Origin of the sequence: Salmonella sp. SA14318 (genome assembly GCF_029866905.1) — a bacterium.
Lineage (GTDB): Bacteria > Pseudomonadota > Gammaproteobacteria > Enterobacterales > Enterobacteriaceae > Salmonella > Salmonella enterica.
In genome coordinates this window covers 2482512-2494916 of the sequence record NZ_CP123282.1, presented here as the reverse complement: position 1 = coordinate 2494916, position 12405 = coordinate 2482512, and the positions used below count along the sequence as shown (strand labels likewise).

The following is a 12405-nucleotide window of genomic DNA, read 5'->3' as shown; positions in this document are numbered from 1 at the left end:
CATGGAAACTTTGCTGGAGATAATCGCGCGGCGTGAAACGCAATTACGCGGCAAACTTACCGTACTTGATCAGCAGCAACAGGCGATTATTACTGAACAGCAGATTTGCCAGACGCGCGCTTTAGCAGTGTCTACCAGACTGAAAGAATTAATGGGCTGGCAAGGTACGTTATCTTGTCATTTATTGTTGGATAAGAAACAACAAATGGCCGGGTTATTCACTCAGGCGCAGAGCTTTTTGACGCAACGGCAGCAGTTAGAGAATCAGTATCAGCAGCTTGTCTCCCGGCGAAGCGAATTACAGAAGAATTTTAATGCGCTTATGAAAAAGAAAGAAAAAATTACTATGGTATTAAGCGATGCGTATTACCAAAGTTGAGGGAAGTCTTGGGTTGCCATGCCAGTCTTATCAGGATGAGAACGAGGCGGAGGCGGAACGTATGGACTTTGAACAACTCATGCACCAGGCATTACCCATTGGTGAGAATAATCCTCCTGTAGCATTGAACAAGAACGTGGTTTTCACGCAACGTTATCGTGTTAGTGGCGGTTATCTTGACGGTGTAGAGTGTGAAGTATGTGAATCAGGGGGGCTAATCCAGTTAAGAGTCAATGTCCCTCATCATGAAATTTACCGTTCGATGAAAGCGCTAAAGCAGTGGCTGGAGTCTCAGTTGTTGCATATGGGGTATATAATTTCCCTGGAGATATTTTATGTTAAGAATAGCGAATGAAGAGCGTCCGTGGGTGGAGATGCTTCCAACGCAAGGCGCTACCATTGGTGAGCTGACATTGAGTATGCAACAATATCCAGTACAGCAAGGGACATTATTTACCATAAATTATCATAATGAGCTGGGTAGGGTGTGGATTGCAGAACAATGCTGGCAGCGCTGGTGTGAAGGGTTAATTGGCACCGCTAATCGATCGGTTATCGATCCTGAATTGCTATATGGAATAGCTGAATGGGGGCTGGCGCCGTTATTGCAAGCCAGTGATGCCACCCTCTGTCAGAACGAACCGCCAACATCCTGCAGTAATCTACCACATCAGCTAGCGTTGCATATTAAATGGACAGTTGAAGAACATGAGTTCCATAGCATTATTTTTACATGGCCAACGGGTTTTCTGCGCAATATAGTCGGAGAGCTTTCTGCTGAGCGTCAACAGATTTATCCTGCCCCTCCTGTGGTAGTCCCTGTATATTCAGGCTGGTGCCAGCTTACATTAATTGAACTTGAGTCTATCGAAATCGGCATGGGCGTTCGGATTCATTGCTTCGGCGACATCAGACTCGGTTTTTTTGCTATTCAACTACCTGAGGGAATCTACGCAAGGGTGTTGCTGACAGAGGATAACACGATGAAATTTGACGAATTAGTCCAGGATATCGAAACGCTACTTGCGTCAGGGAGCCCAATGTCAAAGAGTGACGGAACGTCTTCAGTCGAACTTGAGCAGATACCACAACAGGTGCTCTTTGAGGTCGGACGTGCGAGTCTGGAAATTGGACAATTACGACAACTTAAAACGGGGGACGTTTTGCCTGTAGGGGGATGTTTTGCGCCAGAGGTGACGATAAGAGTAAATGACCGTATTATTGGGCAAGGTGAGTTGATTGCCTGTGGTAATGAATTTATGGTGCGTATTACACGTTGGTATCTTTCCAAAAATACAGCGTAAACCTGATAAGAAAAATAATATGCGAACAATATAATAGCGTTCCAGGTCGTGTCATGAGAGATACAGTATGTCTTTACCCGATTCGCCTTTGCAACTGATTGGTATATTGTTTCTGCTTTCAATACTGCCTCTCATTATCGTCATGGGAACTTCTTTCCTTAAACTGGCGGTGGTATTTTCGATTTTACGAAATGCTCTGGGTATTCAACAAGTTCCCCCAAATATCGCACTGTATGGCCTTGCGCTTGTACTTTCCTTATTCATTATGGGGCCGACGCTATTAGCTGTAAAAGAGCGCTGGCATCCGGTTCAGGTCGCTGGCGCTCCTTTCTGGACGTCTGAGTGGGACAGTAAAGCATTAGCGCCTTATCGACAGTTTTTGCAAAAAAACTCTGAAGAGAAGGAAGCCAATTATTTTCGGAATTTGATAAAACGAACCTGGCCTGAAGACATAAAAAGAAAGATAAAACCTGATTCTTTGCTCATATTAATTCCGGCATTTACGGTGAGTCAGTTGACGCAGGCATTTCGGATTGGATTACTTATTTATCTTCCCTTTCTGGCTATTGACCTGCTTATTTCAAATATACTGCTGGCTATGGGAATGATGATGGTGTCGCCAATGACCATTTCATTACCGTTTAAGCTGCTAATATTTTTACTGGCAGGCGGTTGGGATCTGACACTGGCGCAATTGGTACAGAGCTTTTCATGAATGATTCTGAATTGACGCAATTTGTAACGCAACTTTTATGGATCGTCCTTTTTACGTCTATGCCGGTGGTGTTGGTGGCATCGGTAGTTGGTGTCATCGTAAGCCTTGTTCAGGCCTTGACTCAAATACAGGACCAAACGCTACAGTTCATGATTAAATTATTGGCAATTGCAATAACCTTAATGGTCAGCTACCCATGGCTTAGCGGTATCCTGTTGAATTATACCCGGCAGATAATGTTACGAATTGGAGAGCATGGTTGAATGGCACAACAGGTAAATGAGTGGCTTATTGCATTGGCTGTGGCTTTTATTCGACCATTGAGCCTTTCTTTATTACTTCCCTTATTAAAAAGTGGCAGTTTAGGGGCCGCACTTTTACGTAATGGCGTGCTAATGTCACTTACCTTTCCCATATTACCAATCATTTACCAGCAGAAGATTATGATGCATATTGGTAAAGATTACAGTTGGTTAGGGTTAGTTACCGGAGAGGTGATTATTGGTTTTTTAATTGGGTTTTGTGCGGCGGTTCCCTTTTGGGCCGTTGATATGGCGGGGTTTCTGCTTGATACTTTACGTGGCGCGACAATGGGTACGATATTCAATTCTACAATGGAAGCTGAAACCTCACTTTTTGGCTTGCTTTTCAGCCAGTTCTTGTGTGTTATTTTCTTTATAAGCGGCGGTATGGAGTTTATATTAAACATTCTGTATGAGTCATACCAATATTTACCACCAGGGCGTACTTTATTATTTGATCGGCAATTTTTAAAATATATCCAGGCAGAGTGGAGAACGCTTTATCAATTATGCATCAGTTTCTCCCTTCCTGCCATAATATGTATGGTATTAGCCGATCTGGCTTTAGGTCTTTTAAATCGGTCGGCACAACAATTGAATGTGTTTTTCTTCTCAATGCCGCTCAAAAGTATATTAGTTCTACTCACGCTCCTGATCTCATTCCCTTATGCTCTTCATCACTATTTGGTTGAAAGTGATAAGTTTTATATTTATCTGAAAGACTGGTTCCCATCTGTATGAGCGAGAAAACAGAACAGCCTACAGAAAAGAAATTACGTGATGGTCGTAAGGAAGGGCAGGTCGTCAAAAGTATCGAAATAACATCATTATTTCAGCTGATTGCGCTTTATTTGTATTTTCATTTCTTTACTGAAAAGATGATTTTGATACTGATTGAGTCAATAACTTTCACATTACAATTAGTAAATAAACCATTTTCTTATGCATTAACGCAATTGAGTCATGCTTTAATAGAGTCATTGACTTCTGCACTGCTGTTTCTGGGCGCTGGGGTAATAGTTGCTACTGTGGGTAGCGTGTTTCTTCAGGTGGGGGTGGTTATTGCCAGCAAGGCCATTGGTTTTAAAAGCGAGCACATAAATCCGGTAAGTAATTTTAAGCAGATATTCTCTTTACATAGCGTAGTAGAATTATGTAAATCCAGCCTGAAAGTTATCATGTTATCTCTTATCTTTGCCTTTTTCTTTTATTATTATGCCAGTACTTTTCGGGCGCTACCGTACTGTGGGTTAGCCTGTGGCGTGCTTGTGGTTTCTTCTTTAATAAAATGGTTATGGGTAGGGGTGATGGCTTTTTATATCGTCGTTGGCATACTGGACTATTCTTTTCAATATTATAAGATTAGAAAAGATCTAAAAATGAGTAAAGATGACGTAAAACAGGAGCATAAAGATCTGGAGGGCGACCCTCAAATGAAGACACGGCGTCGGGAAATGCAGAGTGAAATACAAAGTGGGAGTTTAGCTCAATCTGTTAAACAATCTGTTGCGGTAGTGCGTAATCCAACGCATATTGCGGTTTGTCTTGGCTATCATCCCACCGATATGCCAATACCACGCGTCCTGGAAAAAGGCAGTGATGCTCAAGCTAACTATATTGTTAACATCGCTGAACGCAACTGCATCCCCGTTGTTGAAAATGTTGAGCTGGCCCGCTCATTATTTTTTGAAGTGGAACGCGGAGATAAAATTCCTGAAACGTTATTTGAACCCGTTGCAGCCTTGTTACGTATGGTGATGAAGATAGATTATGCGCATTCTACCGAAACACCATAAATGCCTTTGGTATGCTTCTTCAGGCCACTGCGAAGGTTAAGAGGGTAATAGCGTATAGAGCAGCGCTTGACGATAAAGGTGAGAGACTGAAAATAATCGCTTTTAGTCTGGCACAAGCACCAGATAGCGTATTATAAAATTAAACAAGATAATGGATTGGTGCGTCTGAATGGACTCGAACCATCGACCCCCACCATGTCAAGGTGGTGCTCTAACCAACTGAGCTACAGACGCATTAAAATGATGGTGCGTTCAATTGGACTCGAACCAACGACCCCCACCATGTCAAGGTGGTGCTCTAACCAACTGAGCTATGAACGCAACGTTGTAGGTGACAACGGGGACGAATATTAGCGTCACAACTGCAATGAGGCAAGAGGGAAATCGCAATTTTCTTCCTGAAATCACCTGATTGCGGTGGAAATATGCAACATGTCGAGAAAATAGCCGCCATGCGACGGCTATCGTCGTATTATCGCGCAGCGCGCTGCAAAATGATGGCGGACGGCTGACGTTGTAGATAGCGCATCCGTAGCATCATTAACACCGCCGCCGAGGTCAGGCCGATGATGAACCCCATCCAGAAGCCTGCCGGTCCCATACGATCCACCACCAGATCCGTTAACGCCAGGATATAACCGCTGGGTAAACCTAACACCCAGTAGGCGGTAAAGGTGATAAAAAAGATGGAACGCGTATCTTTATAACCGCGCAGAATACCGCTGCCGATAACCTGTATAGAGTCGGAAATCTGGTAAACCGCAGCGAGCAGCATTAATTGTGCGGCAAGCGCCACGACCTCGGGGTTGTCATTGTAGAGCAAAGCAATATGCTTACGCAGAGTCACGGTAAAGATCGCGGTAACCACAGCCATACAAATGCCGACGCCTAAACCGGTACGCGCTGCGGTTTGCGCATCCAGCGTTGAGCCCTGGCCCAGACGATAACCCACTCGAATTGTTACCGCCGCAGCCAGCGACATCGGCAGCACGAACATCAGCGAGCTAAAGTTAAGCGCAATCTGATGACCCGCGACATCCACAATACCTAATGGCGAAACCAGCAGCGCAACGACCGCAAACAACGTCACTTCAAAGAACAGCGCCAGCGCAATCGGCAACCCTAGTTGAATCAGGCGCTTCATGACGACGCTATCGGGTTTGCCAAAGCCTGTTTCATTACGAATATCACGCATTGAACGCGCGTGTTTAATGTAAGAAAGCATGGCGATAAACATCACCCAATAGACCGCCGCGGTCGCAACGCCGCAGCCGATACCGCCGAGTTCCGGCATACCAAAATGGCCATAGATAAAAATATAGTTCACCGGAATATTCACCAGCAGGCCCAAAAATCCCATCACCATACCCGGTTTGGTTTTGGCCAGACCTTCGCACTGGTTTCGCGCTACCTGAAAGAAAAGGTATCCTGGCGCGCCCCACAGCAGCGCGCGAAGATAACCCACGGCTTTATCGGCCAGCGCCGGATCAATATTATGCATAGAGCGGATAATGTATCCGGCATTCCACAGGACGATCATCACCAGCACGGAGACAAAGCCTGCCAGCCAGAACCCTTGTCGAACCTGATGCGCGATACGCTCACGACGGCCGGAGCCATTGAGTTGCGCAATCACAGGCGTCAAGGCCAGCAGTAAGCCGTGACCAAACAAAATGGCGGGAAGCCAGATAGAGGTGCCGATAGCGACGGCAGCCATGTCCGTAGCGCTATAGCCTCCTGCCATGACGGTATCGACGAATCCCATTGCGGTCTGTGCCACTTGCGCAAGGATCACCGGTATCGCTAACGCTAATAACTGACGCGCTTCACTGGTATACTTCTGCACGTATTCACCTTTTATTTTGTTGTTATATGAAAGACTAAAAAGCCGCCGTAGTGGCAGCCAAAAGAAATAGCAGGGGAAATTTCAGTCTATTGTAGCGGGGTATTACTATTTCTCCAGCGAAAAAACAGTTGTTAACGGCGCATTGCTGGCAAGCTGTTTTTCCACCTGCTATTGTGCTGAACAGTTCTGCTTTTATTTATTTCAGGAGTTGAAGATATGTTTACGGGGATCGTACAGGGTACCGCGAAACTGGTATCGATTGATGAAAAACCCAACTTTCGCACCCATGTGGTGACGTTACCGGACTACATGCTGGAGGGGCTGGAGACGGGGGCGTCGGTAGCGCATAACGGATGCTGTTTGACGGTGACTGAAATAAACGGTAACCAGATAAGCTTTGATCTGATGAAAGAAACGTTGCGCATCACCAATCTGGGCGCGTTGAGGGTAGGTGATGAGGTCAACGTAGAGCGCGCCGCCAAATTCAGCGATGAAATCGGTGGACATCTGATGTCGGGGCATATTATTACGACGGCAGAGATCGCGAAAATCCTGACCTCAGAAAATAACCATCAGGTGTGGTTTAAAGTACAGGATGCGTCCCTGATGAAGTATATCCTGTACAAAGGCTTTATCGGCGTCGACGGCATCAGTTTAACCGTCGGCGAGGTAACGCCAACTCGCTTCTGCGTGCATCTCATTCCGGAAACGCTGGAGCGTACTACGCTTGGCAGAAAAAAACTGGGTGAGCGTGTGAATATCGAGATCGATCCGCAAACGCAGGCGGTTGTCGATACCGTAGAACGCGTACTGGCTACACGAGAAAATGCGGTCAGAAATCAGGCCGACATTGGCTAACGGAAAATAAGATTCCCCCGCATGAAATGCGGGGGCGATGATTAGCGAGGAACGCGCAGACCGTTTTCAACGCCGCGCGTAAATACCACCTGCCAAAGCTGGATATCACGCGCGCGAAACGCACCCGCGCAGGCGTTGAGATAATAGCTGAACATACGTTTAAAGCGCTCGTTATAATTGCCCGCAATCTCTGGCCAGGCATTGATAAAGCGCTCATGCCACGCCATCAGAGTCGTGTCATAGTCGGCGCCAAAGTTATGCCAGTCTTCCATTACAAAGTGTGATTCGCTGGCCTCGGCGATTTGACGAACAGACGGCAAACAACCGTTGGGGAAAATATACTTATTGATCCACGGATCGACATTATGATCGGTTTTTTTAGAACCAATAGTATGGAGCAGGAAAAGACCATCCGGTTTTAAATTCCTGTCAACAACCTCAAAATAGGTGTTGTAGTTTTTTGGCCCGACATGTTCGAACATGCCGACAGAGACGATTCGGTCAAACTGATCGTTAAGGTCGCGATAATCTTCGAGGAGAATGGAGACATCCAGACCTTCGCAACGCGTCTGCGCCATTTTTTGTTGTTCAGCGGAGATCGTTACGCCCACCACGCTAACGCCATAATGGGTCGCCATATATTGCGACAGGCCGCCCCAGCCGCAGCCGATATCCAGCACACGCATCCCCGGTTGTAGCTGTAGCTTTTCGCAAATTAATTTCAGCTTGGCTTGCTGTGCCGCTTCCAGCGTATCGGCATCTTTCCAGTAGGCGCAAGAATATTGCATATAGGGATCGAGCATACGGGAAAAAAGGTCATTACCAAGATCGTAATGTTCCTTGCCGACAATCCAGGCGCGTTTTTTACTTTGTAGATTAATCAGACGCGCGCCGAGGATGCGGAGCGTATCTTTAACATGGTGGGGGAGTTGATTTTCAAGACCGGCACGTAAGACTTTGCTGAAGAAAATATCCAGACGCTCGCATTCCCACCAGCCATCCATGTAACTCTCACCTAACCCCAACGATCCTTCCTGAAGGACGCGTTTAAAAAAATCGGGATTCTTAACACGAATGTCAGACGGGGCGGAACCATTAATTGTAATATCCGCGCGACTTAACAATTCGTTGGCGATTCGGTACCAGTTATCATCCGGTACGCTGACTTCTTCTATACACGATGAACTCATAGCTTCTCCATCACTGGACGGTGATCAGAACCTTAAAACAGCGTAGACGCTTTTTTGGCTTTGTGAGAAATCCCACGGGCAATTCCGTGAGCCAGTTATCCGACGTAGAACAGAGGAAGGGAGGAACCCTTGCCGAAAAGGCCATCCATGGTGAATCGGGAACGCTCCGGTTCCCGTTAATGCCTAATAATTATCGTAATATAAACAACCGTGAATCAGTATAGGCCGCAATTTTTGATGATTCAACCGAAAATTGTTAGCGTGCTAATTACCAGCGGTTAACAAGCTTTTAGTGAGACTTGTCGTGGGCGACATTGGCATGAGGAAACCCAGTCTCAGCGCACTCTGCATGAGACTGCATTTTATAGCCTAACGCCGCCATAACAACGGTAGAGAGCATTACGCTGGTGGTGGTCAGCAGCGGCGTGCTGATGAGCCATGAAACCACCAGGCTTGCCAGGAAACATAACCCCAGTTGCAGCGTATTTTGTAGCGCCGCAGCGCGCCCCGTGGCTTGAGGGAAAGGGCGTAACGCTTGCGCGACGACGATAGGGTAGATGGCGCCATTAGCAATCGCCATTACGCAGAAAGGAATCAGGATCTCCACCAGTGAGGCATTATTCAGAAGGCCCGCTCCCCAGGTGGCGATAACGCTCAGCGCGTACAGCCCTAACAGCCACGGAAGCAATTGGTAGCCCTGCCATTTTTGTAGCGCCGCGCGGCAACCATATCCGCCAATCAGAAAAGCGATGGTTTGCGGAACATAGCTCAGGCCAATCACTGCCGGGCTGTAACCCATCGCGCTGAGAATAAACGGCGACCCTGTTAGCCACGCAAAAAAGCTGGCGGAACAGGCGGCATAAATCAGCACATTACCGCGATAGGTTTTAGAGCGTAACAACGTCGCGAAAGTGAGTTTATCCTGTCCCTCGGTACGCGCTTTTACCGATGGTTTTAAGCGCAGCGCTGGCAACATCAGCAACAACGTAATCACGAACAGGGTGGCGAAAATCGCCTGCCATGAGAAATGCGTCAGTATCCAGCTTCCCAGTAAGGGCGCAAGCGCCGGGGATAATCCCACCAGTGGCATGATAGTGGCGAAGATACGGTTAATTTTTTGCGAAGGATAATAATCGGTCACCAGCGCTTGCCAGATTACCGTTGCCGCACAAACGCCGACGGCCTGCACAAAGCGCAGCGTCAGCAGTGCTGCCGCGCTTTCTACCCACAGCATCCCCAGACTTCCGAGCGCAAAGATAGATAACCCCAGCAGTAAAATCGGTTTACGGCCATAACGATCCGATAGCGGTCCCCAGAGGAGTTGCGCGACGGCAAAGCCAGCTAAAAACAGGCTTAGGCTGGCGCTGACAGCGGCGGCAGGCGTTTGTAAATCCGCCTGTATGGCGGCAAACGCGGGCAGGTACATGTCCGTAGCCAGAAATCCCAGCACGCTAAGACCGGCTAACCAGACTAAAAAACCTTTTCCAGGTTGCATATTTGTTTCTCTTTCTTATCAGACAGACATTGTCGCAGAGTGTAGGGAGTGAAATTACGGTTGTGAAACGTTAATATTTGTCCAGTGAATTCAAAATTTTTGTAGGCAAATTATGTGGTCGGAATACTCGCTTGAAGTGGTTGACGCCGTAGCGCGCAATGGCAGTTTTAGCGCGGCGGCGCAGGAACTGCACCGTGTGCCTTCAGCAGTCAGTTACACCGTTCGTCAGTTAGAGGAGTGGCTGGCCGTACCGCTTTTTGTACGACGTCACCGTGATGTTGAACTGACGCCTGCTGGCGTCTGGTTTTTAAAAGAAGGGCGTTCTGTTATCAAAAAAATGCAGATCACTCGCCAACAGTGTCAGCAAATTGCTAATGGTTGGCGTGGGCAGTTAGCTATTGCGGTGGACAATATCGTCAGACCAGAACGTACCCGGCAGATGATCGTCGATTTCTATCGCCATTTTGACGATGTGGAACTGCTGGTTTTTCAGGAGGTGTTTAACGGCGTCTGGGACGCGCTCTCCGACGGGCGTGTCGAACTGGCGATTGGGGCGACGCAGGCGATTCCGGTAGGGGGGCGTTACGCTTTTCGGGATATGGGGACCCTGAGCTGGAGCTGCGTAGTGGCAAGCGATCACCCGCTGGCGTCGATGCCTGGGCCGTTAAGCGATGATACCCTGCGCAACTGGCCGTCGCTGGTCAGGGAAGACACTTCGCGAACCTTACCGAAACGGATTACCTGGCTGCTGGATAACCAAAAAAGGGTCGTCGTACCGGACTGGGAGTCATCGGCAACCTGCCTGTCGGCAGGACTATGCGTGGGAATGGTGCCGACGCATTTTGCCCGCCAGTGGATAGACAGCGGAAAATGGGTGGCGCTGACGTTAGAGAATCCGTTTCCCGATGCGGCCTGTTGCGTGACGTGGCAGCAAAACGAGGCCTCGCCCGCGCTGGCATGGCTGCTGGACTATTTGGGCGATAGCGAAACGTTGAATCGGGAGTGGCTGCGGGAGCCAGAAGAGGCTCCCGACAGCGGGGATTAACGCCGATAGTCGCGAAACGGGCCGTCAGCGACCGAGCGACGCTCAACCAGGCGTGGATGAACTTCAATAGACTGTGACTCTTCACGCTTATTGACGATGCGATCCAGTAGCATATTAAATGCGGTTTCACCTAAAGAGTCTTTGGGCTGGTGAATCGTCGTCAGCGCCGGGGTAAAGAAACGGGCGTTACGCACATTGTCATAACCGATCACCGAAACGTCCTGCGGTACGCGAAGCCCCATTTCGTCAGCCGCGCAAAGCGCGCCCATCGCCATAATATCGCCGCCGCAGAAAACGGCGGTAGGGCGATGTGACTGCGATAAGATTTGCTGCATCGCGTGGTAACCGGATTCCGGCTCGAAGTCGCCCTGAACAATCCAGTTGTCCGGCACGTTGATCAGCGCCTCCTCCATGGCTTTCATGAAGCCTGCCAGCCGGCCCGCGCCGGTGTTGCGCTCCAGCGGGCCGGGAATAACGCCGATATCCCGGTGGCCGCGCTCAACCAGATAACGACCCGCCATATAGCCGCCTGCAAAGGCGTTATCAATCACCGTGTCGGTAAAATCGGCCTTCGCCTCACCCCAGTCCATCACCACCATCGGAATATGGCGATACTCTTCCAGCATGGAAAGCAGAGGTTCTGGATACTCAGAACACATCACCAGCAGGCCATCCACGCGCTTTTGCGCCATCATGGACAGGTAGGCGCGCTGTTTTTCCAGGTTATTCCAGGCGTTGCCTAAAATCAGCGTATAGCCTTTCTGGAAACAGTTTTTTTCAACCGCCTCGATAATTTCGGCAAAATAGGCCGCTTCGCTGCTGGTCGCCAGTAAGCCTATCGACTTGGTATGGTTAACCTTCAGGCTACGCGCGACGGCGCTGGGAGAGTAGTGCAGCTCTTTAATTGCCGCCCAGACCGCGTTACGCGTTTCTTCAGCGACAAAACGCGTTTTGTTGATTACGTGTGATACAGTTGTAGTGGAAACGTTTGCTCGTTTCGCTACATCTTTAATTGTTGCCATTACATTTCACTCCAGACCCTCGCTAAGCTCCTGAGAAACGCCAGGTAAACGTTTGCCTACACACACCCTAATCGCAACATCAGGGTTGCGGCACGCCGGAAAAACGACACGGAACGTCAGGAAGGGGTCAATGGCCGTTACGCTAATTCAGTAAGCCTGGAATTTTGTCTGATCTTGAGGAAAAGGGGAAGCGTTAAAAACAGTTATCAATATAAAACATGAGAGATTTTTGTGCGGGAATGTGCAAAAATGCGCTATATCACTTTTTGTGTGGGAATAAAAAGGAGAAAACTTGATGAGTACCGACCTGAAATTTTCGTTGATTACTACGCTGATTGTTCTGGGCGTGATTGTCGCAGGTGGATTAACGGCCGCTCTGCACTGATTTCCTCTCTTCTGAGGGTGGGCGTCTCCTCTATTCTATCCCTCTCTAAAACGCAGAAGGCGTACCTT

Annotated in this window: 14 protein-coding genes and 2 tRNA genes; 10 read left to right on the top strand and 6 right to left on the bottom strand. The window is 48.3% G+C overall.

Going from position 1 to position 12405, the window contains the following annotated elements; translation table 11 throughout:
• The first annotated feature begins 1 nt into the window (after position 1).
• The 7 genes from ssaO to ssaU all read left to right on the top strand — a co-directional run bounded on the left by ssaO (position 2) and on the right by ssaU (position 4496).
• Positions 2-379: an SPI-2 type III secretion system apparatus protein SsaO gene (gene ssaO, locus QEN32_RS11955; protein ID WP_010835184.1), complete on the top strand. Its 378-nt coding sequence runs from the start codon at positions 2-4 to the stop codon at positions 377-379.
• Entirely contained in the window at positions 360-734 is a 375-nt protein-coding gene (gene ssaP / locus QEN32_RS11950) for an SPI-2 type III secretion system apparatus protein SsaP (protein ID WP_265322139.1), read from the top strand. Before ssaO ends, ssaP begins: the two co-directional genes overlap by 20 nt.
• Complete coding sequence (gene ssaQ / locus QEN32_RS11945) at positions 715-1683, top strand: SPI-2 type III secretion system cytoplasmic ring protein SsaQ (RefSeq protein WP_265322138.1); 969 nt, start codon at positions 715-717, stop codon at positions 1681-1683. Before ssaP ends, ssaQ begins: the two co-directional genes overlap by 20 nt.
• Positions 1684-1750: 67 nt before the next feature.
• On the top strand, positions 1751-2398 hold the full coding sequence (ssaR, locus tag QEN32_RS11940; protein ID WP_000056367.1) for an SPI-2 type III secretion system export apparatus protein SsaR: 648 nt from the start codon (positions 1751-1753) through the stop codon (positions 2396-2398).
• Positions 2395-2661: an SPI-2 type III secretion system apparatus protein SsaS gene (gene ssas / locus QEN32_RS11935; protein ID WP_000999982.1), complete on the top strand. Its 267-nt coding sequence runs from the start codon at positions 2395-2397 to the stop codon at positions 2659-2661. The genes ssaR and ssas overlap by 4 nt, the downstream gene beginning before the upstream one ends.
• The gene (ssaT, locus tag QEN32_RS11930; protein WP_000068762.1) at positions 2662-3441 is read left to right on the top strand and encodes an SPI-2 type III secretion system apparatus protein SsaT; all 780 of its coding nucleotides are present in this window, start codon (positions 2662-2664) and stop codon (positions 3439-3441) included.
• Positions 3438-4496: an SPI-2 type III secretion system apparatus protein SsaU gene (ssaU, locus tag QEN32_RS11925; protein WP_001291715.1), complete on the top strand. Its 1059-nt coding sequence runs from the start codon at positions 3438-3440 to the stop codon at positions 4494-4496. Before ssaT ends, ssaU begins: the two co-directional genes overlap by 4 nt.
• 157 nt (positions 4497-4653) lie before the next feature.
• Here ssaU and QEN32_RS11920 read toward each other — a convergent pair.
• The 3 genes from QEN32_RS11920 to mdtK form a co-directional block, all read right to left on the bottom strand.
• Positions 4654-4730 (bottom strand) — tRNA-Val (locus tag QEN32_RS11920).
• Between the two features lie 10 nt (positions 4731-4740).
• Positions 4741-4817 (bottom strand) — tRNA-Val (locus QEN32_RS11915).
• Between the two features lie 151 nt (positions 4818-4968).
• A complete protein-coding gene (gene mdtK, locus QEN32_RS11910) occupies positions 4969-6342 on the bottom strand; it encodes a multidrug efflux MATE transporter MdtK (protein ID WP_001175081.1) in 1374 nt (457 codons plus the stop codon).
• Positions 6343-6558: 216 nt separating this feature from the next.
• On the opposite strand from mdtK, the gene QEN32_RS11905 reads away from it, so the two are divergent.
• Positions 6559-7200, top strand: coding sequence for a riboflavin synthase (locus tag QEN32_RS11905; protein ID WP_000493972.1), 642 nt, complete (start codon positions 6559-6561; stop codon positions 7198-7200).
• 41 nt (positions 7201-7241) lie between these two features.
• Here QEN32_RS11905 and cfa read toward each other — a convergent pair whose 3' ends face one another.
• Both cfa and punC read right to left on the bottom strand, forming a co-directional pair.
• Positions 7242-8390, bottom strand: a complete 1149-nt coding sequence (cfa, locus tag QEN32_RS11900) for a cyclopropane fatty acyl phospholipid synthase (RefSeq protein WP_000098879.1) — start codon at positions 8388-8390, stop codon at positions 7242-7244.
• Positions 8391-8679: 289 nt separating this feature from the next.
• The gene (gene punC / locus QEN32_RS11895) at positions 8680-9885 is read right to left on the bottom strand and encodes a purine nucleoside transporter PunC (protein WP_265322137.1); all 1206 of its coding nucleotides are present in this window, start codon (positions 9883-9885) and stop codon (positions 8680-8682) included.
• Between the two features lie 112 nt (positions 9886-9997).
• Here punC and punR point away from each other — a divergent pair, with 112 nt between their 5' ends.
• On the top strand, positions 9998-10930 hold the full coding sequence (gene punR / locus QEN32_RS11890; protein ID WP_000269523.1) for a DNA-binding transcriptional activator PunR: 933 nt from the start codon (positions 9998-10000) through the stop codon (positions 10928-10930).
• On the opposite strand, the gene purR is transcribed toward punR, so the two are convergent.
• Positions 10927-11952: an HTH-type transcriptional repressor PurR gene (gene purR / locus QEN32_RS11885; protein ID WP_000190992.1), complete on the bottom strand. Its 1026-nt coding sequence runs from the start codon at positions 11950-11952 to the stop codon at positions 10927-10929. The two genes, punR and purR, sit on opposite strands and share 4 nt — an antisense overlap.
• Positions 11953-12247: 295 nt before the next feature.
• Between purR and QEN32_RS11880 the strand changes: the two genes are divergently transcribed.
• Complete coding sequence (locus tag QEN32_RS11880; protein ID WP_000102277.1) at positions 12248-12337, top strand: YnhF family membrane protein; 90 nt, start codon at positions 12248-12250, stop codon at positions 12335-12337.
• Positions 12338-12405 lie beyond the last annotated feature (68 nt).

Coding starts and splice junctions, on each gene's coding strand:
- ssaO (WP_010835184.1), top strand. CDS start 2: ATGGAAACTTTGCTGGAGATAATCGCGCGGCGTGAAACGCAATTACGC.
- ssaP (WP_265322139.1), top strand. CDS start 360: ATGCGTATTACCAAAGTTGAGGGAAGTCTTGGGTTGCCATGCCAGTCT.
- ssaQ (WP_265322138.1), top strand. CDS start 715: ATGTTAAGAATAGCGAATGAAGAGCGTCCGTGGGTGGAGATGCTTCCA.
- ssaR (WP_000056367.1), top strand. CDS start 1,751: ATGTCTTTACCCGATTCGCCTTTGCAACTGATTGGTATATTGTTTCTG.
- ssas (WP_000999982.1), top strand. CDS start 2,395: ATGAATGATTCTGAATTGACGCAATTTGTAACGCAACTTTTATGGATC.
- ssaT (WP_000068762.1), top strand. CDS start 2,662: ATGGCACAACAGGTAAATGAGTGGCTTATTGCATTGGCTGTGGCTTTT.
- ssaU (WP_001291715.1), top strand. CDS start 3,438: ATGAGCGAGAAAACAGAACAGCCTACAGAAAAGAAATTACGTGATGGT.
- QEN32_RS11905 (WP_000493972.1), top strand. CDS start 6,559: ATGTTTACGGGGATCGTACAGGGTACCGCGAAACTGGTATCGATTGAT.
- cfa (WP_000098879.1), bottom strand. CDS start 8,390: ATGAGTTCATCGTGTATAGAAGAAGTCAGCGTACCGGATGATAACTGG.
- punC (WP_265322137.1), bottom strand. CDS start 9,885: ATGCAACCTGGAAAAGGTTTTTTAGTCTGGTTAGCCGGTCTTAGCGTG.
- punR (WP_000269523.1), top strand. CDS start 9,998: ATGTGGTCGGAATACTCGCTTGAAGTGGTTGACGCCGTAGCGCGCAAT.
- purR (WP_000190992.1), bottom strand. CDS start 11,952: ATGGCAACAATTAAAGATGTAGCGAAACGAGCAAACGTTTCCACTACA.
- QEN32_RS11880 (WP_000102277.1), top strand. CDS start 12,248: ATGAGTACCGACCTGAAATTTTCGTTGATTACTACGCTGATTGTTCTG.